The organism is Pseudomonas panipatensis (assembly GCF_900099785.1).
Lineage (GTDB): Bacteria > Pseudomonadota > Gammaproteobacteria > Pseudomonadales > Pseudomonadaceae > Pseudomonas > Pseudomonas panipatensis.
Genome location: NZ_FNDS01000003.1, coordinates 488,373 through 512,163, shown reverse-complemented (window position 1 = coordinate 512,163; position 23,791 = coordinate 488,373). Strand labels below are relative to the sequence as shown.

Annotated in this window: 22 protein-coding genes; 12 read left to right on the top strand and 10 right to left on the bottom strand. The window is 68.1% G+C overall.

Translation table 11 applies throughout. From position 1 onward, the window contains the following. Positions 1-16 precede the first annotated feature (16 nt). Positions 17-649, top strand: coding sequence for a GNAT family N-acetyltransferase (locus BLQ74_RS10075; protein WP_090262413.1), 633 nt, complete (start codon positions 17-19; stop codon positions 647-649). Positions 650-738: 89 nt separating this feature from the next. Here BLQ74_RS10075 and BLQ74_RS10070 read toward each other — a convergent pair whose 3' ends face one another. The 5 genes from BLQ74_RS10070 to BLQ74_RS10050 form a co-directional block, all read right to left on the bottom strand. Next, a complete protein-coding gene (locus BLQ74_RS10070) occupies positions 739-1,302 on the bottom strand; it encodes a DUF6436 domain-containing protein (protein WP_090262441.1) in 564 nt (187 codons plus the stop codon). A 126-nt stretch (positions 1,303-1,428) separates the two neighbouring features. Further along, a complete protein-coding gene (locus tag BLQ74_RS10065) occupies positions 1,429-2,007 on the bottom strand; it encodes a putative natural product biosynthesis protein (protein WP_170842789.1) in 579 nt (192 codons plus the stop codon). Positions 2,008-2,136: 129 nt separating this feature from the next. Further along, positions 2,137-2,514 (bottom strand): DUF2946 domain-containing protein, encoded by a 378-nt coding sequence (locus BLQ74_RS10060; protein WP_090262411.1) that lies wholly within the window; start codon positions 2,512-2,514, stop codon positions 2,137-2,139. A gap of 38 nt (positions 2,515-2,552) precedes the next feature. Next, positions 2,553-2,930 carry a copper homeostasis periplasmic binding protein CopC gene (gene copC, locus BLQ74_RS10055; protein ID WP_090262410.1) on the bottom strand — a complete coding sequence of 126 codons (378 nt, stop codon included), beginning with the start codon at positions 2,928-2,930 and terminating at the stop codon, positions 2,553-2,555. A gap of 277 nt (positions 2,931-3,207) precedes the next feature. Beyond that, the gene (locus tag BLQ74_RS10050) at positions 3,208-3,588 is read right to left on the bottom strand and encodes a DUF2946 domain-containing protein (RefSeq protein WP_139199050.1); all 381 of its coding nucleotides are present in this window, start codon (positions 3,586-3,588) and stop codon (positions 3,208-3,210) included. A 236-nt stretch (positions 3,589-3,824) separates the two neighbouring features. On the opposite strand from BLQ74_RS10050, the gene BLQ74_RS10045 reads away from it, so the two are divergent. Both BLQ74_RS10045 and BLQ74_RS10040 read left to right on the top strand, forming a co-directional pair. Further along, positions 3,825-4,178, top strand: coding sequence for a DUF2946 domain-containing protein (locus BLQ74_RS10045; RefSeq protein WP_170842788.1), 354 nt, complete (start codon positions 3,825-3,827; stop codon positions 4,176-4,178). A gap of 299 nt (positions 4,179-4,477) precedes the next feature. After that, positions 4,478-6,592: a TonB-dependent copper receptor gene (locus BLQ74_RS10040; protein WP_090262407.1), complete on the top strand. Its 2,115-nt coding sequence runs from the start codon at positions 4,478-4,480 to the stop codon at positions 6,590-6,592. 193 nt (positions 6,593-6,785) lie between these two features. Here the strand turns inward: BLQ74_RS10040 and BLQ74_RS10035 are convergent, their stop codons facing one another. The 3 genes from BLQ74_RS10035 to BLQ74_RS28015 form a co-directional block, all read right to left on the bottom strand. Further along, positions 6,786-7,115 (bottom strand): hypothetical protein, encoded by a 330-nt coding sequence (locus BLQ74_RS10035; protein ID WP_090262406.1) that lies wholly within the window; start codon positions 7,113-7,115, stop codon positions 6,786-6,788. A 111-nt stretch (positions 7,116-7,226) separates the two neighbouring features. Continuing rightward, complete coding sequence (locus BLQ74_RS28020; RefSeq protein ID WP_212633136.1) at positions 7,227-8,792, bottom strand: sulfatase-like hydrolase/transferase; 1,566 nt, start codon at positions 8,790-8,792, stop codon at positions 7,227-7,229. A gap of 87 nt (positions 8,793-8,879) precedes the next feature. Then, positions 8,880-9,749: a sulfatase-like hydrolase/transferase gene (locus BLQ74_RS28015; RefSeq protein ID WP_212633135.1), complete on the bottom strand. Its 870-nt coding sequence runs from the start codon at positions 9,747-9,749 to the stop codon at positions 8,880-8,882. A 427-nt stretch (positions 9,750-10,176) separates the two neighbouring features. Between BLQ74_RS28015 and BLQ74_RS10025 the strand changes: the two genes are divergently transcribed. From BLQ74_RS10025 to BLQ74_RS10015, 3 genes are read left to right on the top strand one after another with little or no spacing between them, the layout of a single operon-like run. Beyond that, complete coding sequence (locus BLQ74_RS10025; protein ID WP_090262405.1) at positions 10,177-11,784, top strand: arylsulfatase; 1,608 nt, start codon at positions 10,177-10,179, stop codon at positions 11,782-11,784. A gap of 46 nt (positions 11,785-11,830) precedes the next feature. Then, on the top strand, positions 11,831-13,108 hold the full coding sequence (locus BLQ74_RS10020) for an OmpP1/FadL family transporter (RefSeq protein ID WP_090262404.1): 1,278 nt from the start codon (positions 11,831-11,833) through the stop codon (positions 13,106-13,108). Between the two features lie 47 nt (positions 13,109-13,155). Next, the gene (locus tag BLQ74_RS10015; protein ID WP_090262403.1) at positions 13,156-13,830 is read left to right on the top strand and encodes a DUF3313 domain-containing protein; all 675 of its coding nucleotides are present in this window, start codon (positions 13,156-13,158) and stop codon (positions 13,828-13,830) included. 71 nt (positions 13,831-13,901) lie between these two features. On the opposite strand, the gene BLQ74_RS10010 is transcribed toward BLQ74_RS10015, so the two are convergent. Beyond that, positions 13,902-14,663, bottom strand: a complete 762-nt coding sequence (locus BLQ74_RS10010; protein ID WP_090262402.1) for a bestrophin-like domain — start codon at positions 14,661-14,663, stop codon at positions 13,902-13,904. A 170-nt stretch (positions 14,664-14,833) separates the two neighbouring features. Between BLQ74_RS10010 and BLQ74_RS10005 the strand changes: the two genes are divergently transcribed. Together BLQ74_RS10005 and BLQ74_RS10000 are read left to right on the top strand one after the other, a co-directional pair. Beyond that, complete coding sequence (locus tag BLQ74_RS10005) at positions 14,834-16,171, top strand: ferredoxin reductase family protein (RefSeq protein ID WP_090262401.1); 1,338 nt, start codon at positions 14,834-14,836, stop codon at positions 16,169-16,171. A gap of 104 nt (positions 16,172-16,275) precedes the next feature. After that, on the top strand, positions 16,276-16,707 hold the full coding sequence (locus BLQ74_RS10000) for a GNAT family N-acetyltransferase (RefSeq protein WP_090262400.1): 432 nt from the start codon (positions 16,276-16,278) through the stop codon (positions 16,705-16,707). A gap of 18 nt (positions 16,708-16,725) precedes the next feature. Here BLQ74_RS10000 and BLQ74_RS09995 read toward each other — a convergent pair whose 3' ends face one another. Further along, positions 16,726-17,757, bottom strand: coding sequence for a LacI family DNA-binding transcriptional regulator (locus tag BLQ74_RS09995; RefSeq protein WP_212633134.1), 1,032 nt, complete (start codon positions 17,755-17,757; stop codon positions 16,726-16,728). 213 nt (positions 17,758-17,970) lie between these two features. Here BLQ74_RS09995 and BLQ74_RS09990 point away from each other — a divergent pair, with 213 nt between their 5' ends. The 4 genes from BLQ74_RS09990 to BLQ74_RS09975 all read left to right on the top strand — a co-directional run bounded on the left by BLQ74_RS09990 (position 17,971) and on the right by BLQ74_RS09975 (position 23,699). Then, entirely contained in the window at positions 17,971-20,217 is a 2,247-nt protein-coding gene (locus BLQ74_RS09990; protein ID WP_090262399.1) for a TonB-dependent receptor, read from the top strand. A gap of 91 nt (positions 20,218-20,308) precedes the next feature. Next, positions 20,309-21,643 (top strand): LLM class flavin-dependent oxidoreductase, encoded by a 1,335-nt coding sequence (locus BLQ74_RS09985; RefSeq protein ID WP_090262398.1) that lies wholly within the window; start codon positions 20,309-20,311, stop codon positions 21,641-21,643. A 9-nt stretch (positions 21,644-21,652) separates the two neighbouring features. After that, positions 21,653-22,696: an L-glyceraldehyde 3-phosphate reductase gene (gene mgrA, locus BLQ74_RS09980; protein ID WP_090262397.1), complete on the top strand. Its 1,044-nt coding sequence runs from the start codon at positions 21,653-21,655 to the stop codon at positions 22,694-22,696. Positions 22,697-22,751: 55 nt separating this feature from the next. After that, positions 22,752-23,699, top strand: coding sequence for an aliphatic sulfonate ABC transporter substrate-binding protein (locus BLQ74_RS09975; protein WP_090262396.1), 948 nt, complete (start codon positions 22,752-22,754; stop codon positions 23,697-23,699). Positions 23,700-23,791 lie beyond the last annotated feature (92 nt).

Below are 23,791 nucleotides of genomic sequence, written 5' to 3'. Positions count from 1 at the left end.
CACTGGACGGTTTTCTATGTTGAAGGTCATTCCCGCGCGCGCAGAGCATGCGGCGCAAATCATTGCCTACCTGAGCATCACCTGCTACTGGAAAGAGTTCGTCGAGGGCAACAGCCTGGGGCAGTCGTACCAGGACTTCATGCTGGAGTGGGTGGTCATGCCCAGGCTGGCGGATACCCGGGTGCTGGTCGACGAACAGGATGAGTCGCGTATCCATGGCTGCGTGATCGCCGCCACCACCGACCGCCTCGGCGAGATGCCGGACTACACCCCGCACCTGCATCCCAAGGTCATGGACACCTTCGGCGCCTGGTTCCAGTTCCCGGTGAGCGACAGCGTCGTGCTCGAACTCTTCGCCCTGGATGCCGAGCTGCGCGGCCAAGGCCATGGCGCCACGCTGTACCAGTTCGCCGAGGAGCAGGCGCGGCAGCACGGCAAGAGCGCGATCAGCGCCTTCGTCTGGGCCTGCTTCCCCGACTCGCTGATCACCCTGACGCGGCGCGGCCTGATGGTCCGCGACTGCATCAGCTTCCCCGCCCCGGTCACGGTGCCGCTGCTGTACATGGAGAAGAACCCCGAGTACGTCGCGAGCAAGGACCTGTTCCAGACCCAGGCCTATCTCGACACGCGCGACCTGCTGCTCGGCTGAGCCGCTGCGCGCCGGCAGGGAAGCCGGCGCAGCCCGCCGGGACGCGGCGGAAAAACCAGGCCGCGGAAGCTACGCAACCGCTGGCGCGGCTAGTGCCAGTCGCAGTAGCAGCCGCTGGCCAGGGCGCTGTTGGCGCGTACCGTGCGACCGGCCACCAGGGCTTCGAGGACGGGTTCGATGAAGCTGTTCGCCGAGGTGCAGGTGGCCCCTTCGCTGTACGGGCCGAAATACGCCAGACGACCCTGGCGATCCCAGACCGCCACGGCCGGACTCGCCGGCACCAGCGGTGTCAGCGGGAAGTCCTTCAACTCCTTCATGCCCCAGAGTTCATCGGCCAGGCGGCCCTGGGTACCGGGACGGCGCACGGCGTAGAAGGCCACGCCCTGCGACTGGAAGCGCGCGACCAGCGACGCCAGGTGCTGCTGGTTGGCGACGTTGCACGGACAGCCGGGGTCCCAGAAGTGCACCAGGCGGATCGGCCCCGGCCCGGCGAGTTCCGCCGGCAACTGCAGCCCTTCGCCCTGGAACAGTTGGGTGCTGCTGGGATATGGGCGCAGGTAACGCCCCTGGAAGGACCAGAAGGCGGCCAGCAACACGCCGAGCCAGGCGACGACGAGCAGAATGGCGAGCAGGGATTTTCGATTCAGAGACATGGCGCACACGACAGGCAAACGGCGGCTAGCTTGCCATCTCCAGCCAGAAGGGCAAGTCCTGGCGGACGAGAAATCCACCCGGCCAGCCAACCTCGCGCACCCCGCCCTGCCGCCCTGGCCCGCGGCTCAGCGGCGAAACACCGGGGCGAGCGCGCCGTCCAGGGACAGCGGCGGGTGCGCCAGCAAGCCGCAGCCGAAGCCCGCCTCGGACCAGCGCACCGGGCCCGGCGGCACGACGTCCAGCGTCGCGCTGCCCTTCCCTGCCGCGGCCTTCCAGCCGACCACCAGGCCCGCGCACTGGTGATGGGCGATGGCGATGCCCAGGTTGCCGCTGCGGTCGTTGTCGCACCAGAGCGAGGCCGCCGCGAGCATCACCGTTTCCAGGTGTTCCTCGGTCAAGGACTCGGCATAGCGGGACGTCAGCAGCCAGCGATAGAGCGCCAGGTGCAAGCGCCAGTCGGCCGCCAGGCCACGTTTGATCGCATGGCGCATGAAGGCGCGGAACAGTGTCTCGGCCTCCGGCGGATCGAGCTTGAGCAGCTCGGGACACAGATCGAACAGGGTGTGCCAGTAGACCCGCAGGTTGTTATCCAGGCGAATGAAACGGCGGGCGGTCAGCGGATAGCCCCGCAGGTACTGGTGCAAGGACAAGGCGTTGCAGGTCGAGCGGTCGAATCCCTGGGCGCTGATGTAACGAACGGACATGGGCGTCTCCTGCGCGGGCGTGTTGCGCCCGCAGGCCAGTCGCCGGGCGCGCTTGGCCGGGCGCTGGACCGATGACAAGGCACGGCGCCCGGCTCGGGGCCGGCGCCGCAATCGCATGGTCGAACGGAATCAGGCCAGCGCCGGCGAGGCGCGCGGATTGAGGCTCGGCCAGAGACGCCGCAGCGCGGGCGCGGCACGCCGCGGGACGGGCCTGCGTGCTTCGCGCAACGCCGGCTCGGCGAAGGCGCCGAGCGCCGCGGGCGGCAAGGCCAGGAGCGCGGCGTTGGCACAGCAGCAGACATGCCCGCCGGGCATCGGATGCTGCCGATCGGGCGCCGGGACCAGCTCGGTGGCGACCTGGCGCGGCGCGGCGGCGGAGCAGAAGCCGCCCCACATCACCAGCAACTTCTGCTGCGGCGACATCAGCTCCGCCAGCGGCGCAGCGAAGACGTTGAACAGCACGGCCAGGCAGGCCAGCCAGATGCAGTCGAGATAGCCTCGAGACATGTCGGCGCGCTCAGCGCATTGCCGCGATCAGCCCTGGTTCAGGGCGTGACCGTGAAGGCGTAGTGGCCATTGCTCTTGTGCGTATCGACCGACACCGCGTGCCACTCCACCTGGTACTCGCCGGCGCCCAGCGCGCCGCCCAGGGTGACGATGAGCACCTTGTCGTCGCTCGGGTCGCGGGCAATGGCCGTGACCTCGACGGCCTTGCCATCCGGGCCTTTCACGCTGACGCGGGAGAACTTGGCCTCGACCCCTTCGGAGAAGCCCAGGCGCAATTCCTTGGGCGCGGCGACGCGGCTGTCGGCGGCCGGCACTGCGCTTTGCAGGTGCGAATGGGCAAAGGCCACGGGCGCGCCCAGCAGGCTAGCGAACAGGGTTGCAGCGGCCAGCAGGCGTTGGATCGACGATCTGAACATGGGGATTTCCTCTTGCGTGACAGTGATGCCGGCCCGGCCACTCGGGACCGGGCGCTGGCATTGAGCATCCCGGGCCGAACGGGCCTGGGCGAATCAGGGAAGCGTGTCGGTTTGGCCCGCTCGGGCGGGTCGGCGCGGAGGCGCCAGCCCGGCCTGAACCGCCCGCTCGCTGGCGGGCGACTGCAACGTCGCCGGCCGGTAAGCCGGGCACGGCATCGCTGCGCTCAGGACGATTCGAGCGGCGCGGCAAGCGACGGCCGCGCGCTGGCGGCGGCGCTCAGGCCAGTGGCGAGGCGCGCGGATTCAGGCGTGGCCAGCGCAGATGGCTGGGCTGCCAGGGCAGGATCGGCTGGACCTCGGCAACCGCGCCGGCAACCAGCGGCGGCAGCGGCCGGTAATGCGCGGCGAGCGGCGCCGCGCCGCTCGCCTGGGTGCAGCAGCAGGAGCCCTGCTGCTGGCCAGCGGCGGGCAGGCCGCTGTCGCTGCGATCGCCGCCCTTGATCACCAGGGGCAGCTCCGCCTGACCTGTCGCCGAGCAGAAGCCGCCCCACAGCACCAGGTCACCCTGGGGGGCAGGCATTGAACGGCACAGGGGCATCGCCAGCAGGTTGAACAGCACTGCGAAACAGGCGAGCCAGACGTATTTCGATCGCTTCACGAACGGCCACTGCGGTGAGAGGTGCGCTATTTAGCCCGAGATTGCCGAGGCCTGCAAAGCGCCGAGTGGTGCGCCGATTTGCCACAGCCAGCGACCTTCACCCCAAGCAGCGTGCCGGATGACGCCGGTTGCCAGGCGCGTTTCCAGCGGCACTCGACCGCCCTGCCGCGCTTCCCTGCGCTTCCGCGCGGCTGTTAGATTGATTAGCCATGAAAGCCGTTCGCCATAATCGCCCTTTGATCGCTTGGACACTTTACCTCTGTGTCCTGGTCAACCTGCTCGCCTGTGGCATCGCCCACGGCCAGGCCATGGGCCTGCGCCTGAGCGGCATCGACGGCATGAGTTGCTCGCTGTCCCAGGCTGGCGCCTGGTCCGACGGCAGCGGCAAGTCCTCCACCGCCGAGGGCCTGCTGGCCACCTTCAAGTGCCCGGTCTGCGCCGGCGCCGGTTTCAGCGCGCCGCCGCTGCTGGCCGTGACCTGGCTGCCCAGGCCGGCGACCATCGTGGCCCTCCCCGACGACGCCTCGCCCAGGCTCGCCCCTCGCCACGTCTGGCCCTCGGCCAATCCGCGCGCCTCGCCACACGCCTGATCCGTCCCGCCGTCCCGACCTGACCTGACCGCCCTGCCGTCTCCCCGGCCGCTGTCGCACGCCTGCGCAAAGGCTTTCGCCCCCGCGCGGCGGGCGGGCTGCGCCGGCAGCGCGGCGCCGTGGAGCAGCGGGCTGCGCATCGCCGGGATGCCCCACACCTGAACGCGCCACCGGCTGCCGACCACGCACAGCACGCCCAGCGACGGCGGCGCGCGGTCCTGCCCTGGACGGACGCGGCGAACGCAAGCGCCGTGCCTGGCAAGGCCCGCAGACAACGATTCGATCGAGCCAACGCAACCATGAAACTGCAGAATCCCCCCTTCCTCACCACCCCGCTGAACCAGGCCCTGGCGCTGTTGCTCGGCCTGGCGCTGCCGAGCATCGGCCTGGCGGCCGGCGCGCAGGACAGCGACAGCGAGCTGCCCGACAACACCCTGGTGCTGCAACCGCAGGTGATCACCGCGGTGCAGCAGAGTTCGCCGCTGACCATCGTCGCCAACCCCAAGGACGCCCGCCAGCCGGTCCCGGCGAGCGACGCCGCCGACTACCTGAAGACCATTCCGGGCTTCTCCGCCATCCGCAACGGCGGCACCAACGGCGACCCGGTGCTGCGCGGCATGTTCGGTTCGCGGCTGAACCTGCGCAGCAACGGCGGCCTGATGATCGGCGCCTGCCCCAACCGCATGGACGCGCCCAGTTCCTACATCGCCCCGGAAACCTTCGACAAGCTGACCGTCATCAAGGGGCCGCAGAGCGTGATCTGGGGCCCCGGCGCCTCGGCCGGGACCATTCTCTTCGAGCGCGAACCGGAGCATTTCAGCGAACTCGGCGGGCGCCTCGACGGCAGCGTCCTGGTGGGTTCCAACGGGCGCTTCGACAAGGTGCTCGACGGCGCGCTGGGCGGCCCGCAGGGCTACCTGCGCGCGGTGGGCAACCAGTCCAGCGCCGATGACTACCACGACGGCAATGGCGATAGCGTGCCGTCGCGCTGGCAGAAGTGGAACGGCGATGTCGCCCTGGGCTGGACACCGGATGCCGACACCCTGGTCGAGCTGAGCGCCGGCAAGGGCAACGGCGAGGCACGCTATGCCGGGCGCGGCATGGACGGCACCCAGTTCGAGCGCGAAAGCCTCGGCCTGCGCTTCGAGAAGCGCAACCTCGGCGAGGTCTTCGACAAGCTCGAAGCGCAGGTCTACTACAACTACGCCGACCATATCATGGACAACTTCCGCCTGCGCTCACCGGACCCGAGCAGCATGATGCCGATGCCCATGGCCTCCCAGGTCGACCGCCGCACGATCGGCGGACGCCTGGCCGCCACCCTGAAATGGACCGACCTGCAACTGGTCGCCGGCGTCGACGCCATGCGCAGCGAACACCGCAAGCGCAGCTCGACCTACAACATGATGAGCGGCACCTTCACCGATGCCGACGCCTTCCCGTGGAGCAAGGACGCGCTCATGCACGACTACGGCGCCTTCGGCGAACTGACCTGGTACGCCGCCGAGCGCAGCCGCGTGGTGACCGGCGCACGGATCGACCGCGCCGACGCCGAGGACTACCGCCAGACCCTTGGCAAAAAGTCGATGAGCCAGCCCAACCCCACCGCCGGCGATACCCGCGCCGACACCTTGCCGAGCGGCTTCGCCCGCTACGAATACGACCTGGCCGACTCGCCCACCACCCTCTATGCCGGCATCGGCCACGTGCAGCGCTTCCCCGACTACTGGGAGCTGTTCTCCGCCGGCAGCGGGCCGAGCGGCTCGGCCAACGCCTTCGATGGCATCAAGCCGGAGAAGACCACGCAGTTCGACTTCGGCGCCCAGTACAACGACGACACCCTGCAAGCCTGGGCGTCCGGCTATGTCGGCGAAGTGCGCGACTTCATCCTGTTCGACTACAGCACCAACATGATGGGCATGAGCACCTCGCAAGCGCGCAACGTCAACGCCCGCATCATGGGCGGCGAACTGGGCGCCGCCTACAAGCTCGACTCGAACTGGAAGGCCGATGCCACCCTGGCCTATGCCTGGGGCAAGAACACCACCGACGGTCGCGCGTTGCCGCAGATGCCGCCGCTGGATGCGCGCCTCGGCCTGACCTACGAGCGCGACCTGTGGAGCGTCGGCGGTCTCTGGCGCGTGGTCGCGGCGCAGAACCGCGTCGCGATCGGCGAGGGCAACGTGGTCGGCCAGGACTTCGGCAAGACGCCCGGCTTCGCCGTGTTCTCATTCAATGGTGCGTACAAGGTCAGCAACCACCTCAAGCTCAGCGCGGGGGTCGACAACCTGTTCGACAAGACCTACGCCGAGCACCTCAACCTGGCCGGTGACGCGGGCTTCGGCTTCCCCGGCGACCAGGCCATCAACGAACCGGGACGCACGCTCTGGACCAAAGCGGACTTCAGCTTCTGAGCTGAGGCGCCGGGCCGAACGGAACGGCTCGGGCGCAAGGAATCGGGGTCAGTCGTGAGTGCCCGTTGAAAAACCGCGACCGCCTGCACAGCGACCTCCAAGGCATTGCGGCCTTTCGCTGGTGGCAGGCAAAGGCCCGCCTTCGCGCGGGCCTTTTCTTTGCCGCGGCGGCCGCCAGCGCGCCGGGCAGCCGTCAGAGGCCGCAGGAGCCGCTGGCGATGCTGGCGGAAACGATGTCGGCGTTGTCGCTCTGGATGGCCGACCAGAGAATCACCCCGCTCTGCCCCGGCGAAACGCTGCCGCTCGCCTCGACGCTCCGGGTCAGGCCCTGGGCGTTGGTCAGCGACAGCTCGTAGTCGCACTGGTAATCGGAGTCGTCGGAACCATCGGAAGGATCGGCGCTGCACACCAGGTTCCAGGTATTGCCGTCTTTCACCGGGCCTTGGCATTGCGCATCGGCGAGCGCCAGCGGTGCCCAGGCCCCCAGGGCGAGCGTGGCGATGATCAAGGGAATGCGCTGCATGGCGATCGCCTCCGTGAGGTGAATCGACGGCCGCTCGCCCTGGCCACTCGACGGCAACGGCCAGGGCGCGGCCCCTGCTCTGAGGCTAGTCCATCCGCCGCGTTCCCGGTGTCAATCGCTGGCGCTCTTGGCTTGCATCGCGGCCTCGAGCTTCTGGATGTCTTCCGGCGACAACTGCGGCCGATCGACCTCGATGCTCAGCTTGTCGAGCTTGGCGGTGAGGGTGAAGGGCGGCAGGTAGTCCTCGTCGTTGACCCCGGTCAGGGTGTCGGAGCCGACGTCGAAGGATTCGTCCCACTGCAGGATCATCGGCAGGGTTTTCTCCATGACCTTGCTGTCCACCACCTTGCCGTCCACCTTGAGGGTGCCGGTGCCGGACTGCCCGAGACCGCTGTAGCTGTTGTAGGCCAGGGTGCCCGCGCCCTTGCCGTCGTAGCTGAAGTCGAACTCGACCTGGTGCTTGCCGGGCGACAGCGCCTCGGAGCCGGCCCATTTGACGCGCTCCAGATCCAGCAGATTCCAGAGGAACACCGGCTTGCCCTTGAGCAGGTAGAAGCCATAGCCGGCGAAGCGCCCGCCCGAGGTGAGGATCATGCCCTCGGCGCCCTCCTGCGGCACCTCGAGGTCGGCGCTGATGCGATAGGAAGCGTCCAGCAGCAATGGCGAGTCGCCCTGCGGCAGGCCGGTCATCGGCCGGGTGTAGACGAAGGTCTTGCGCCCGGCGGTGATGTTCGGGCGCGGCGCGACGATGCGCGCGGCGACCGAATCGTCCATCGGGAACACCTGGTACTTGTGCGCCTCCTCGATGAAGCGTTTCTTCAACGCCTGCACCTTGTCCGGGTACTGCGCGGCCAGGTCTTGGGTCTGGTTGAAGTCCTTGTTCAGGTCGTAGAGTTCCAGCACCTGGTTGTTCAACGGGTCGCTGTTGGCCGCGCCATAGACCTGCCAGGGCGCGCGGTCGACCTTGGTGCTGAGCAGCCAGCCGTCGTCGTAGAGGGCGTACTGGCCGAACATCTCGAAGTACTGCAGCTTATGCCGCGATGGCGCCTTGGCGTTCTGCGCATCGAAGGTGTAGGCGAAGCTGGTGCCCTCGATCGGCGCCTGCTTGATCCCATCGACCTCCTCCGGCGCCTGGATGCCGGCGGCTTCGAGAATGGTCGGCATGACGTCGATGACATGCACGAACTGCTCGCGCAGGCCGCCCTTGTCCTTGATCCGCGCCGGCCAGGAGATGGCCATGCCCTGGCGGATGCCGCCGAGCCGCGAGGCGTTCTGCTTGAACCAGCTGAAGGGCGTGTCGAAGGCCCAGGCCCAGCCCGCGGACATGTGGTTATAGGTTTTCTCGCTGCCCCAGTCGTCGTAGTACTTCTTCAGTTGCACCTCGACCGGCACGCTGACGCCGTTGAAGAAGGCCACTTCGTTGGGCGTGCCGATCGGGCCGCCTTCGGCGCTGCTGCCGTTGTCGCCGTTGATGTAGATGATCAGCGTGTTGTCCAGTTTGCCGATGTCTTCCACCGCCTGGATCACCCGGCCGATCTCGTGGTCGCTGTAGGCGGCGTAGGCGGCGAAGGTCTCGACCTGGCGAATGAACAGCTTCTTCTCGTCGGCGCTCAACTGGTCCCACTCCGGCAGCACCTCTTTCGGCCAGGGCGGCAGCTTGGCGTCGGCCGGGATCACGCCGAGTTTCTTCTGGTTGGCGAAGATGGTTTCGCGCAGCGTGTTCCAGCCCTGGTCGAAGAGCTTCAGGCTCCTGATCTTGTCGATCTACTCCTGGGTCGGATGGAAAGGCGCGTGGGTGGCGCCGGGCGCGTACTTGATGAAGAAGGGTTTGTCCGGGTCGATCTGGTTCAGCTTGTGCAGGTGGTCGATGGCATCGTCGGCCATCGCCGTGACCAGGTTCCAGCCCGGCTTGCCCTGGAACGGATAGATCTGCGTGGTATTGCGGAACAGATTGGGCTGCCACTGGTTGGCGTCGCCGCCGACGAAACCATAGAAGTACTCGAAGCCCAGGCCGGTGGGCCATTGGTCGAACGGCCCGAGCGCGCTGGCGGCGAACGCCGGGGTGTTGTGGTCCTTGCCGAACCAGGAGGTGGCGTAGCCGTTGTCGCGGAGGATGCGGCCGATGGTGGCCTTGTCCTTGCCGATGATGCTGTTGTAGCCGGGGAAGCCGGTCGCCTGTTCGGAGACCACCCCGAAGCCCGCCGAGTGGTGGTTGCGCCCGGTGATCAGCGCCGCACGCGTCGGCGAACACAGCGCCGTGGAGTAGATGTTGTTGAAGCGCAGGCCGTTGTTGGCGATACGGTCCAGCGAGGGGGTCGGAATCACCCCGCCGAAGGTGCTCGGCACGCCGAAGCCGGCGTCGTCGGTGATGATCAGCAGTACGTTCGGCGCGCCCTTGGGCGGCACCACGCGCGGTGCCCACCAGGCCGTGGATTGCAGGGCGCCTTCCTTGATCACGCCGCCGAACGGTGGGTCGGGGGGCGGCAGTTGCTTGCCGCTGATGCTGGTGGTGGCGCTGGGCGAACCCAGGGTGCCGGTGACGTCTTCCGCTCTTACTGCCGCCGAGGCGATCAGAACCGCTAATCCAATCACGCCGAAGAAGACGCGGCAGGGCATGCCTCGATCTTCATTCATGATGCCTTTCCCGTGTCAGGTGCCTGCGTTAGTGCGCGCCTCGACTGCCGAGCGTGCGCGAGACTGAAGTACATAGGGCTTAGCAGCAGGCATCGGCGCTGTCCAACGCCGCCCCGAGGGCTGCGTCGCCAGGCGCGCCGCGCCGGTTGCAGGCGCCGCGCAGCGATCCGGCCATGCGGTCGGAGCCACCTGGGGTGGGCCTCTGCCGCCGCCCTAGACGGCACGCGCGTGTCGTCCGGGGCCGGCCGAGACAGGTGGGTGCGGGGCCGCGCTCGCCCATGAATCGATCTAGGACGGCTGCCTGTTAGTTGCGAAACGATCTTTGCGCGGCAAGAGATGTACCTAGACTTCGTAGGGAAATCTGCCGTTCGGGGGCCTATGTGCTGCGTGCCTCGAGAGATTCACCCCGTCGCACAGGAACCCGAGCATGAGCAAGATCCTTTCCAGCGCATTCGCCGCGCTGACGCTGCTGGCGGCCAGCATCGCGCCCAGCCTGGCCCAGGCGGCGAACGACAAGCCGAACATCGTGGTGATCATGGCGGACGACGTTGGCTGGCTCAATATCGGCGCCTACAACCAGGGCATGATGGCCGGCCGCACACCGAACCTCGACCAGCTCGCCGCCGAGGGCATGCGCTTCACCGACTATTACGCCGAGGCCAGTTGCACTGCCGGACGCGCCAACTTCATCACCGGCGAGCTACCGATCCGCACCGGCATGACCACCGTCGGCCAGGCCGGGTCGCCAGTGGGCCTCCCCGCCCAGGCGGTGACCCTGGCCACCGCGCTGAAATCCATGGGCTACGCCACCGGCCAGTTCGGCAAGAACCACCTGGGCGACCTCAACGAATTCCTGCCCACGGTGCATGGCTTCGACGAGTTCTTCGGCTACCTCTATCACCTCGACGCCATGGAAGACCCGGCGCATCCCGGCTACCCGCAGGAACTGCTGAACAGCATCGGCCCGCGCAACATGGTGCACAGCTGGGCCAGCGACACCGACGACCCGACCGTGATGCCGCGCTGGGGCAAGGTCGGCAAGCAGAAGATCGAAGACGCCGGCACCCTCTATCCCGAGCGCATGAAAACCGTCGACGAAGAGATCCGCGACAAGGCCATGGACTTCATCGGCAAGGCCAAGCAGGACGGCAAGCCCTTCTTCCTCTGGCTCAACCCGACGCGCATGCACATCGTCACCCACCTCTCGGACAAGTACGAGAAGATGCGCAACGCGCAGAACGGCTGGACCCAGCATGAAGCCGGCATGGCGCAACTCGACGACATCGTCGGCGACGTGCTGAAGAAGCTCCGCGACATGGGCGTCAGCGACAACACCATCGTCATCTTCACCACCGACAACGGCACCGAGAACTTCACCTGGCCGGACGGCGGACAGACGCCATTCTTCGGCGGCAAGGGCACCGGCTACGAAGGCGGCTTCCGCGTGCCGGCGATCATTCGCTGGCCGGGCAAGGTACCGGCCGGCAAGGTCGAGAACGGCATCATCTCCGGCCTGGACTGGTTCCCGACGCTGGTCGCCGCGGCCGGCGACGCGAACATCGTCGACGAGCTGAAGAAGGGCAAGGACTTCGGCGGCACCACCTACAAGGTGCACCTCGACGGCTATGACCAGACCGACATGATCACCGGCAAGGGGCCGTCGAACCGTCACGAGGTCTTCTACTTCACCGAAAGCGAACTCGCCGCCGTGCGTATCGACGACTTCAAGTACCGCTTCATCGAGCAGCCCGATGGCTGGATCGGCAGCAAGGCCAAAGTCGATGCGCCGGTGCTCACCAACCTGCGCCTGGACCCCTTCGAGCGCACCGACTACCGGCGTGGCAACAACGGCTCGTTGCAGTACTTCGACTGGTTCACCTACGAGTTCTGGCGCTTCGTCTTCGTCCAGCAGGAAGTGGCCAAGCTGGCGGCGACGGCCATCGAGTTCCCGCCGATGCAGCGCGGCGCGAGTTTCAACCTCGAAGCGGTGAAGGCGCAGATCGCCAAGGCCATGGCGACCCAGGCCGGGCAATGAGCGCAGCCGCCCCGCGGCGATGATCCCGAGCAAACAAGGAGTCGTCATGTCAGCGAAATCATCGGTGCTACCCGCCTCGGCCCTGGCCGTGCTGGCGCTCGGCTGTAGCGCCCAGGCCCAGGCCGGCGGCATCATGCTCTACGAATACGCCAGCGATAACGCCGGGCTGGCCAACGCCGGGGTCGCCGCGCGGGCCCAGGGGCCCTCGACCATCGCGGCCAATCCGGCCGGCCTGAGCTACCTCGACGGCACCCAGATCAGCGCCGGCGGGCAACTGCTCTTCGGCGACCTGCGCTTCGACGCCGACGCGCAGAACAACGTGCCCGGCGGCAATGGCGGCAACGCGCTGGGCACGACCCCCAGCGCCAGCTTCTTCATCAGCCATCGGCTGGACGATCACGTCAGCATCGGCTTCGGCAGCTACGGCGATTTCGGCCTGGCGGCCAGCTACAACAATGACTGGACCGGGCGCTACAGCACCCAGAAGGAGAGCATCGCCGCCCTCTCGCTGGTCCCCAGCGTGGCCTACCGCTTCAACGATCAGTGGTCGCTGGGCCTGGGCTTCAAGGCCATGTACGGCATGCTCGACGCCAAGACGGCGATCGATCGCTCGCCATTCGGCCTGAGCGACCGCAGCGACGGCCAGGTCAAGTACTCGGACAGTACCTGGGGCTACGGCGCCACCCTGGGCGCCATCTACAGCCCGCAGCCGGAGACCCGCATCGGCCTGGGCTACACCAGTTCGGTCACCTTCAACTTCAAGGATCGCCTGGACATCGACGGCAGCGGCCCGCTGATCGAGCGCCTGAACGACACCGAGACCAAGCTGAAGACCCGCGTGCCGCAGACCGCCACCCTCAGCCTGTACCAGCGCCTCGACCCGCGCTGGGCGTTCCTCGCCACGCTCAACTGGCAGGAGTGGTCGCGCTTCGGCGACATCGCCGTGGATGTCGACACCAGCGCCGGCCGCGCGCAGGCGACCACGGTCAACGCGCACTTCAAGGACACCTGGCAACTGGCGCTCGGCACGCAGTTCCAGGCCACCCCCAAGCTGCTGTGGAACGCCGGCATCGCCTATGACAGCTCGGCGGTATCGAGCAGCAACCGCAGCGTCGTGCTGCCCATGGACGCCTCCTGGCGCCTGGCCACCGGCGCCACCTACGCGCTGGACAAGGACACCGAGGTCAACCTCAGTTGGTCGCTGGTGTGGATCGGCGACATGACGGTCGACCAGAGCAAGCCGTTGTCAGGCAAGCGCACCTCCGGCACCTACGACAACGCGTGGCTGCAAACCATCGGCGGCAGCATGACCTGGCGCTTCTGAGCGTGCGCGAGCGCCGCCAACCCACCGTCCCCGGGAGTACACGACCCATGCCCACCTACGCGACATTCTGCGGTGCCCTCGCCCTGGGCAGCCTGCTGCTGGCTGGCTGCGTCTCGAAGACCACCGAGCAGACCCAGTATTCCGGCTTCCTGCCGGGCTACCAGAACCTGCAGGAAGCCAAGTCGCCGAGCGGCCAGCCGGTGCTGCGCTGGGTCTCGCCGAGCTTCGACTCCGCCAACTACGACACCGTGGCCTTCGACAAGCTGGTGCTCTACCCGGCGCCGAAGCCGGACGATCGGGTCGACCTGAAGACCCTGCAGGAGCTGCAGCTCTACGCCAGCAACAGCGTCAAATCGGTGCTCTCCAAGCGCTATCTGCTGGTCCCCGAGCGCCAGGCCGCGCCACCCGGCTCGCACGTGCTGGAGATGCACGCGGCGATCACCGGCGTGAGCGCATCCAACGAGGGCATGCACTGGTACGAAGTGGTGCCGGTCGCCGCGGTGGTCGGCGCGGTTTCCGCCGCCAGCGGCCATCGCGACCAGAACACCGAGTTGTACGTGGAGGCCTACTTCGTCGATGCCGGCAGCGGCCAGACGGTGGCGAAAGTGGTGCGCAAGGTGTTCGGCGAGACCCTCAGCAACGAGAGCGAGAAGATCACCGCCGACGACTTCAAGACCGCGATCCGCGGGCTGACCGGCGACATGGCGGCGTTCTTCAAATGACGGCCCGCCGCCCGCGCGCGCCGGGGCCGGCCTGACGGCGCCGGCCAAGGGGGCGAAGCGCGGGCGGCGCGCTACTCGCCGAGCCGGCTGAGGGAGTGGCGCATCGGTTCGAGGGAGACACTGATGAGCCCATCCAGCGGCCGGTTCAGCTCCTCGACCAGCAGCACCGAGGAGGCCACCGACAGCGCGCACATACCCACCACCGCCATGATGGTGCCGTTGCCCGGCGCGAACAGACCGAAGGTGGCGAAGATGACGCAGATCCACACCACCAGGATCGCCAGCATCGGCAGCGGGATGGAGCCATTCGCCTGGAGCAGCGTCAGCCAGCGCATGGCGAACACCTCATCCATCAATTGCAGGGCGCGCGCCTTGAGCTGGCGCTGCGCATCGGTGGCGGGCAGCAGGGCCTGCACACGGCGCTGCAAATCTTCCGCGCGGCTCACCGCCGGCTCCTTGTCGAGCAGCGCCAGTTGCGCGGAATCGCGGCTTTCCAGCACCTGCAGCACGGCTGCGAAGTTGTGCTTGAGCAGGCCACGGATTTCCTCGGTTTCCGTGCCGTACTGGGACAGCGTGCGGTCGAACTGAATGACCTTCGCCGCCGCGCCCACCAGTTGCGCATTGGCCGTATCGAAAGTGCCCTTGGCCGACGACACCAGCAGGCCCAGCACCAGCGCGGCCATGGTCGCGATCAACCCGGTGGCGAGCTTCACCACGCTGATCGAATCCTCGCTCAGGTGGTGCGTGGGCAGGCACCTGCGCAGGAGCGAGCCGAGCAGCGCGCTGCCGAACAGGCAGACGAACACGATCGTTGCGACCAGCAGATGATTCACGCGCTTCTCCTTGTCCTGTCTTCGCCGCCGCTCGGGCACCTATTGATAGTAGTCGGCCTGGCGATTCCGCCCACGCGTATCGCTGGCCGGCAGCGCCCGCGCCGACGGTGCTTCTGCGTGGGCGCCTTTTGCCTGAAAATGGCCGGCAGTCGCCGCCAGCGGAGTTCGCCATGAAGAACATCAAGATCGCCTTGTGGGCATTGCTGATCGGCCTGAGCCTGCTCTGGGCGCTGGCGGACAGCGTGTTGCCGCAGCCGCTGAGCTACTTCGCCCTGCGTACCCTGCAGGTGCAGTACACCGGCATCCTCGCCATCGCGGCGATGAGCGTGGCCCTGCTGCTGGCGGTGCGCCCGCGGCGCATCGAGCCGCTGCTCGGCGGCCTCGACAAGATGTACCGGCTGCACAAGTGGCTGGGCATCAGCGCCCTGGCATTCGCCAGCGCGCACTGGGTCTGGGCCAAGGGCACCAAGTGGGCGGTCGGCTGGGGCTGGCTGACCCGACCGCCGCGCGCTGGCGGCGCGGCGGCGCAACTGGGCCCGCTGGAGCAGTGGCTGCACGATCAGCGCGGGCTGGCCGAGAGCCTCGGCGAATGGGCGTTCTACGCCGCCGTGGTGCTGATCGTGCTGGCGCTGTTCAAGCGCTTCCCCTACCGCTGGTTCGCCAAGACCCACATCCTCCTCGCCGCGCTCTATCTGCTGCTGGCGTACCACTCGGTGGTGCTGCTCAAGTTCAGCTACTGGAGCGCGCCGGTCGGCCTGTTCACCGCGCTGCTGCTGGTCGGCGGCAGCCTGGCGGCGCTCAAGGCGCTGTTCAAGCGCATCGGCGCCGAGCGCAAGGTGCGGGGCAGCATCCAGACGCTGATCCCCTACCCCGAGCTGGACGTGCTGGAAACCCGCATCGCCCTGGAACCCGGCTGGCCCGGACACAAGGCCGGTCAGTTCGCCTTCGTCACCTCCTCGGCCCGCGAGGGCGCGCACCCCTACACCATCGCCTCGGCCTGGCGCCCGCAGCAGCCGGAGATCACCTTCATCACCAAGGCCCTGGGCGACCACACCAGTCAGTTGCCGCAGCGCCTGCGCCTGGGCATGCCGGTGACCGTGGAGGGGCCTTACGGCTGCTTCACCTTCGAGGACCAGAAAAAGCGCCAGATCTGGATCGGCGCCGGCATCGGCATCACGCCCTTCGTCGCCCGCCTCAAGCAACTGGCGCTGGAACCCGATCGGCAGCACGACATCGACCTCTACCACCCATCCGGCGAGTACTCCGCCCAAGCCATCGACAACCTGTATGCCGACGCCATGGCGGCCGGGGTGCGCCTGCACCTGCTGCTGGCCGGCCAGAATGGCCGCCTCAGCGGCGAGCGCCTGCGCCAGGAACTGCCCGACTGGCAGGACGCCAGCGTCTGGTTCTGCGGCCCGGCCGCCTTTGGCCGGGCGCTGCGCCATGACCTGCTGGCCCACGGTCTGAACGCCCGCGACTTCCACCAGGAGCTGTTCCAGATGCGCTGACTGCCCTGGCGGCACGTCCTGCTGCGAGGTGCCGAGAGCGAATGCAGCGGACAGCACCTGGGGATTTTCCCTAGACTCGGCGTTTCGTCCGCTCAGGAGGCCACATGGCACACCCCAGCTACCGCTTCACCCTCGGCGCCGACCCGCAGGCCCGGGAAGTCATCCACCAGGAATTGCGTGCGTACAACATCGAGCGCATCGGTCCCTACGCCTACGAAGATATCGAGCTGTACGCCCACGATGGCGCCGGGCAGCTGGTCGGCGGCCTGTTCGGCCACTCGGGCATGGGCTGGCTGTACATCGACTACCTGTGGCTGCACGCCACGCAGCGCGGCGCCGGGCTCGGCGCGCACCTACTGGCGCTGGCCGAAGAGGAAGCGCGGCGCCGCGGCTGCGTCGGCGTGTTCCTCTACACCTACAGCTTCCAGGCGCCGGGCTTCTACCAGAAGCAGGGCTTCGAGGTGATGGGCGTCCTCGAAGACTGCCCGCCGGGACACCAGCGCCTCTACCTGAAGAAACGCCTCAGCACGCTGTGAGCGCCAGGTCGGCGGCGCTCAGCAACTCTCCCGCTCCACCACCCGGCAGTGCAGCAGATTCAGGCGCTCCGGCGCCTGCTCCGACGGCCGCGCGCCGATGGCCTGGAGCACGCGCTCGGCAGCGCGTTCGCCGATCTCGCGGGCCGGCGGCTTGAGGGTGGTGAGGCTGGGCAGGAGCATCTCCGCGAACGGGTAGTCGCCGAAGCCGAGCACCGCGCAGTCCTGGGGAATGCGCAGGCCGGCGCGCTGGCCGGCGAGCAGGCCGCCGGCGGCGAGGTTGTCGTTGGCGAAGATGATCGCGTCGGGGCGTTCGCTGCGCGCCATCAGCGCTTCCATGGCCTGCCTGCCGGCCTCGAAGGGCGCGGCGGCGGTGGGCACGAACATCCAGGGCTGCAGGCCGAGGGCGCGCAGGGTGTCGGCGTAGCCGTCGCGGCGGTCGAGGGCACTGTAGTCGCCCGGCGCGCTGTTCTGCACGAAGGCGATGCGCCGATAACCCTTGCCGTACAGGTAGCGCGCCGCGTCGACGCCGACCTGGTAATGGGAGAAGCCGATCTGGATGGGCGCGCGCTGCGGCTGGTAGTCCCACATTTCCAGCAGCGGGATGTCGGCGGCGGCCAGCAAGGCTTCGCAGGCCGCGCTGTGGAAATGGCTGGTCAGCACCAGCGCCGCCGGGTTCCAGCCGAGGAAGGCGCGCACCGCGCTTTCTTCCTTGTCCTCGGAGAAATAGCTGGAGGCCAGCAGCACCTGGTAGCCGGCTGCGGCCAGGGCGTCGCTGAAGGCCTGGATGGTGTCGGCGAAGATCGGCCCGGAGATGTTCGGCACCACCATGCCGACGATGCGCCCGCGCGCCGAGGCCAGGCCGCCGGCCACCTGGTTGGGCACATAGCCCAGCGCCGCCACCGCCGCGCCGATGCGCTCGCGCAGGTCCTCGGAGAGCTGCCCCGGCTGGTTGAAATAGCGCGACACGCTGATCGCCGAAACCCCGGCGCGCTCGGCCACGGCGCTGAGGGTGACGCGGCCGGCGCCGCGGCGTTTGCGTGGGCTATCCATGGAAATCTCCATTCTGGAATATCAAAGTAATTTTTAAGTATTTGACGATCTAAACAGCCATTCCCGATACTCGCCGATGTTAGCGCTAACAACGAAGACTGTCGCCCCCTAGCCACTCGCACGAGCGAGCGCTCGTGACGGTCTCCAGCGAAACGGCGCCGCAGCGATCCAGCAGAAGAGATCGGCGGCGGACAGGGCATCAGAGGAGTGGCTATGAATCAGCAGTACCGGGCGCACACCCGCGAAGAATTTCCCCGGCTCAGCGCCTTGACGCTGGCCATCGCCGCGCTGGTCGGCGGCGCACAGTTGCCGGCCAGCGCGGCCGACGGCGACAGCGCCAAGGCCGATGACGCGGCACCGACCCTCAACGCGGTGACAGTCACCGCCACGCGCCGCGAGGAATCGCTGCAGAAAGTGCCGGTGGCGGTCAGCGTGATCAGCGGCGAGCAATTGGAGCGCGACAACCGTAACAACGTCTCGACCATCGTCAGCGAAGTGCCGAGCCTGAACTACCGCGCCGGCGCCTCGAACAAGGACACCTCGCTGTTCGTCCGTGGCGTCGGCACCGTGACCACCTCGCCCGGCGTCGAGCCGAGCGTCTCCACCGTGGTCGACGGCGTGGTCTACGGCCGCCCGGGCATGGCCACCCTGGACCTGCTCGACCTGGAGCGCATCGAGGTCCTGCGCGGGCCGCAAGGCACCCTGTTCGGCAAGAACGCCTCGGCCGGCGTGCTCAACATCGTCACCAAGGACGCGCCGGACGACAGCAGCGGCTACGTCGACTACTCGCACTTCGGCGGCGGCAACGAGAACCGCACCCGCTTCGGCATCGGCGGCACCCTGCTGCCCGGCAAGCTCAAGGCCAGCTTCAGCGCACTGCTGGGCAGCTACGACGGCAACGTGAAGAACGTCTACAACGGCCAGGAGGTCAACGGCTACAACCGCAAGGGCGGCCGCGCCAAGTTCGAGCTGACGCCGAACGACGACCTCAAGGTGACGTTGATCGCCGACTACATGCAGGCCGACGACGACAGCCCCAACGGCGTGATCACCAGCACCAGCAGCGCGGCCTTCGCCAAGGCGCTGAGCCCAGTGGTGGCGAGCAGCGACAACCGCCGGATCAACACCGACTACCGCTCCCACGTCGAGGACATCAACAAGGGCCTTTCGGCACAGGTCGACTGGAGCCTGGGCGACTACACCCTGACCTCGATCAGCGCCTGGCGCGGCTGGGACAACACCCAGTACCAGGACGGCGATCGCCTGTCGCAGGTGAGCAGCGCCTTCCCCAGTTCCGACGACAAGGGCGACCTGTCCTACGACCAGTACTCGGAGGAAATCCGCCTGGCCTCGCCCAAGGGCGAATTCCTCGAATACGTCACCGGCCTGTACTACATGCACGCCAAGGACGACGAAACCTACCGCCGCGTGCTGACCAGCAGCAGCGCGGTGAACAGCGGCGTGGCCGACTTCGGCACGCGCAGCGACAGCTACTCGGCGTTCGGCGAAAGCACCCTGAACTTCACCCCGTCGTTCCGTGGCATCGCCGGCCTGCGCTACACCCACGACGAGCTGGAATACGACCACCGTCGGCGCTCCACCTCGGCCACCGCGGTCACCGGCATCCAGCCCTCGACCAGCAGCTCCGGCTCCACCGACGAAGACGGCTGGTCCGGGCGCCTGGGCCTGCAGTACGACCTCAACCCCAACCTGACCAGCTACCTGACCTACTCGCGCGGCTACAAGGGCCCGGCCTACAACGTGTTCTTCAACATGCAGCCGCGCGACACCCAGGCGCTCAAGCCGGAAACCTCCAACTCCTGGGAGCTGGGCCTGAAGGCCAACGCTCTGGACAATCGCCTGACCGCCAACTTCGCGCTGTTCCACACGGTCTACGACAACTACCAGGCGAACTTCTACGACACCGTCGCCGGCCAGGTGGTGACCCGCCTGATCAACGCCGGCTCGGTGAAGACCGAAGGCGCCGAAGCCGACCTCGCCTGGCAGGCCACCCGGCGCCTGAAGCTGTCCGGCTCGGTGGCCTACACCCACGCCCGCATCGAGAGCTTCAACTGCCCGGCGGGCGCGGCGGCCAGTTGCAACGTCAACGGCAAGCCGCTGCCCTTCTCGCCCGACTGGAAGAGCTATGTGCGCGCCGACTACGACATTCCGCTGGACAACGGCCTGGATGTCGAACTGGGCAGCGACTACAGCTGGCAGGACAAGGTGCAGTACGACCTCAGCCAGAACCCCAACACCATCCAGGGCGCCTACGGCATCTGGAACGCCAGCGTCGCCCTCGCCGACTACAGCCAGGGCTGGCGCGTGGCGCTGCTGGCCAAGAACCTCACCGACAAGTCCTACTCGCCGCTGATCGCCACCGGCACCGGCTACGTCTACCGGCTGGTGCCGCGCGACGACAGCCGCTACTTCGGCGTCGAGCTGCGCAAGGACTTCTGATTCCGCCACACGGCCCCGCCCTCGCCGGCGGGGCCTCGATGAGAAACCCGAATCCGCCTGGCGTGCCTCCCTTCACGCAGAGGACTGCATCATGACCGCAAGCAAACGCACCCTTTCCCTCGGCGCCTTCCTGATGGCCACCGGGCACCACATCGCCGCCTGGCGCCACCCGGACGTGCCGGCCGATGGCGGCCTGGACTTCCAGCAATACAAGCGCCTGGCGCAGATCGCCGAAGCGGCCTGCTTCGACGCCCTGTTCTTCGCCGACAGCGCGGCCGCGCCGGACGCGCCGATCGCCAGCCGCATGGCCCGCTCCGACCATTTCGAGCCGCTCACCCTGCTCTCCGCGCTGGCCGCGGTGACCGAGCGCATCGGCCTGATCGCCACCGTCACCACCAGCTACAACGAGCCCTTCCATGTGGCGCGCAAGTTCGCCTCGCTGGACCACCTGTCCGGCGGCCGCGCCGGCTGGAACCTGGTGACCTCGGACGCCGCCGCCGAAGCGCTGAACTTCAACCGCAGCGAACACCTCGGCCACGCCGAGCGCTACGCCCGCGCCCGCGAATTCCACGAGGTGGTGAGCGGCCTCTGGGACAGCTGGGAAGACGATGCCTTCGTCCGCGACAAGGCCAGCGGGCAGTACTACGACCCGGCCAAGCTGCATGTGCTCGATCACCACGGTGACCACTTCCAGGTGCGCGGGCCGCTGAACGTCGCCCGCTCGCCCCAGGGGCGTCCGGTGGTGGTCCAGGCCGGCTCCTCGGAGACCGGCCGCGAGCTGGCTGCGCAGACCGCCGAAGTGGTGTTCACCGCGCAGACCTCGCTGGCCGCCGCGCGCGACTTCTACAGCGACCTCAAGGGGCGCCTGGGCAAGTACGGACGCTCGGCCGACGCGCTGAAGATCATGCCCGGCGTGTTCATCGTGCTCGGCGACAGCCAGAGCCAGGCACAGGAGAAATTCGAGCAATTCCAGGCGCTGGTCGAGCCGGCGGTCGGCGTCGCCCTGCTGTCGCGCATGCTCGGCAACTTCGACTTGTCCGGCTACCCGCTGGACGGCCCGCTGCCCGATCTGCCGCTGACCGACAGCGGCCAGCGCAGCCGCCAGCTGCTGCTCACCGAACTGGCCGGCAAGGAAAACCTCAGCCTGGCCCAGCTCGGCCGGCGCATCGCCGGTGGCCGCGGCCACTACAGCCTGATCGGTACGCCGGCGCAGGTCGCCGACGAACTCCAGGCCTGGTTCGAGCAGGGCGGCGCCGATGGCTTCAACGTGCTGGTGCCGCACCTGCCCGGCGGCCTCGAAGACGTCGCCACGTTGCTGGTGCCGGAACTCCAGCGACGCGGCCTGTTCCGCACCGAGTACAGCGGCCGCACCCTGCGCGAGCACCTGGGCCTGGCGCGCCCGGCCAACCGTTTCGCTTCGATCTAGGAGAACCCCATGACCTACCTCGCCGCCCCCGCGCGCTACCAGCGCCTGCCCTACCGCCGCGTCGGCCGTAGTGGCCTGGTGCTGCCCGCGCTGTCCCTCGGCCTCTGGCACAACTTCGGCGACAGCACGCCGCTGGAACGCCAGCGCGCCCTGCTGCGCACCGCCTTCGACCTGGGCATCAACCACTTCGACCTGGCCAACAACTACGGCCCGCCCTACGGCAGCGCGGAAAGCAACTTCGGCCGCCTGCTGCGCGAGGACTTCGCCGCCTACCGCGACGAACTGATCATCTCGACCAAGGCCGGCTGGGACATGTGGCCCGGTCCCTACGGCCAGGGTGGCAGCTCGCGCAAGTACCTGCTGGCCAGCCTCGACCAGAGCCTGCAACGCCTGGGCCTGGACTACGTCGACATCTTCTACTCGCACCGCTTCGACCCGCACACGCCGCTGGAAGAAACCGCCGGCGCGCTGGCCAGCGCGGTGCAGCAGGGCAAGGCGCTGTACGTCGGCATCTCCTCCTACTCGGCGGGCAAGACCCGCGAGATCGCCGCGCTGCTGGGCGAATGGAAGGTGCCGCTGCTGATCCACCAGCCGGCCTACAACCTGTTCAACCGCTGGGTGGAGAAAGACCTGCTGGAGACCACCGACGCGCTCGGCAGCGGGGTCATCGCCTTCACCCCGCTGGCCCAGGGCCTGCTCAGCGACAAGTACCTCGATGGGATTCCCGCCGACGCCCGGGTCAACCAGCCCGGCGGCGCCTCGCTGCGTCCCGAGCACCTGTCCGAGGCGAACCTGCAGCGCGCCCGCGCGCTCAACGCGATCGCCCGGCGCCGCGGCCAGAGCCTGGCGCAACTGGCGCTGGCCTGGACCCTACGCGATCCGCGGGTGACCTCGGCGCTGATCGGCGCCAGCCGCCCGGAGCAGATCGTCGAGAACGTCGCCGCCCTGGACAACCTCGACTTCAGCGCGGAGGAACTGGCGGAGATCGACCGCCATGCCGTCGAAGGCGGGATCAACCTCTGGGAAAAACCCTCCACCGACTGGCAGGCCTGAGGCCTTCCCGGCGGGCGCCCGGCGCCCGCCATCCTGTGTCTTGCGAGATCACCCGATGAACCTCAAACAACGCTTCGGCGCCCTCCTCGCCCTGCTCCTGCTCGGCAGCCCCGGCGCCCACGCCGACGACCCGGCGCAGTTGCGCATCGGCTACCAGAAAGCCGCCACCAGCCAGGTGCTGGCCAAGGAACGGCAACTGCTGGAACAGCGTTTCCCGCACACCCGCATCGACTGGATCGAGTTCCCCGCCGGGCCACAGTTGCTCGAAGCGCTGAACGTCGGCGCCATCGACCTCGGTGGCAGCGGCGACATCCCGCCGCTGTTCGCCCAGGCCGCCGGCGCCGACCTGCTCTACGTCGGCGTCGAGCCGCCGAAGCCGCAGGCGGAAACCCTGCTGGTGCCCAGCGCCAGCCCGATCCACAGCGTCGCCGAACTCAAGGGCAAGCGCGTTGCCCTGCAGAAAGGCTCCAGCTCGCACAACACCCTGCTGCGCGCGCTGCAGCAAGCCGGCCTGAGCATTCGCGACATCCAGCCGCTGTACCTGACCCCGGCCGACGCCCGCGCCGCCTTCGAAAGCGGCCAGGTGGACGCCTGGGCGATCTGGGACCCGTGGTACTCGCAGCTCGAACTGGAAGGCCGCGCCCGCCTGCTGGCCAACGGCGAAGGATTGGGACTGAGCGGCCCCTTCTACCTGGCCGCGCGGCCGTTCGCCGAAGCCCACGGCGAATTCCTCCGCCAGGTGCTCGACAGCTTCAGCCAGGCCGAAGCCCTGACCCGCAGCGACGAAGCCGCCAGCGTGGCGATCATGGCCCGCGTCACCGGCCTGCCCGACGCGGTGATCCGGCAGAGCTTCAGCCACCGCCCGGCGGCCTCGCCGATCCGCCCGCTGAACGCCGAAGACATCGCCGCCCAGCAGCGCACCGCCGACCTGTTCTACGCCGAACACCTGCTGCCGCACGCGCTGCAGATCGCCCCGGCCGTCTGGCACTGGCCGACGCCCTAGGACGCCACGCCCGCGCAGGGCAATGAAATGGACTCCTCCCTCCTACGGCGTCAAGCGCCAGACTGATGGTGCAGCCACAAGTCCCGGAGGGG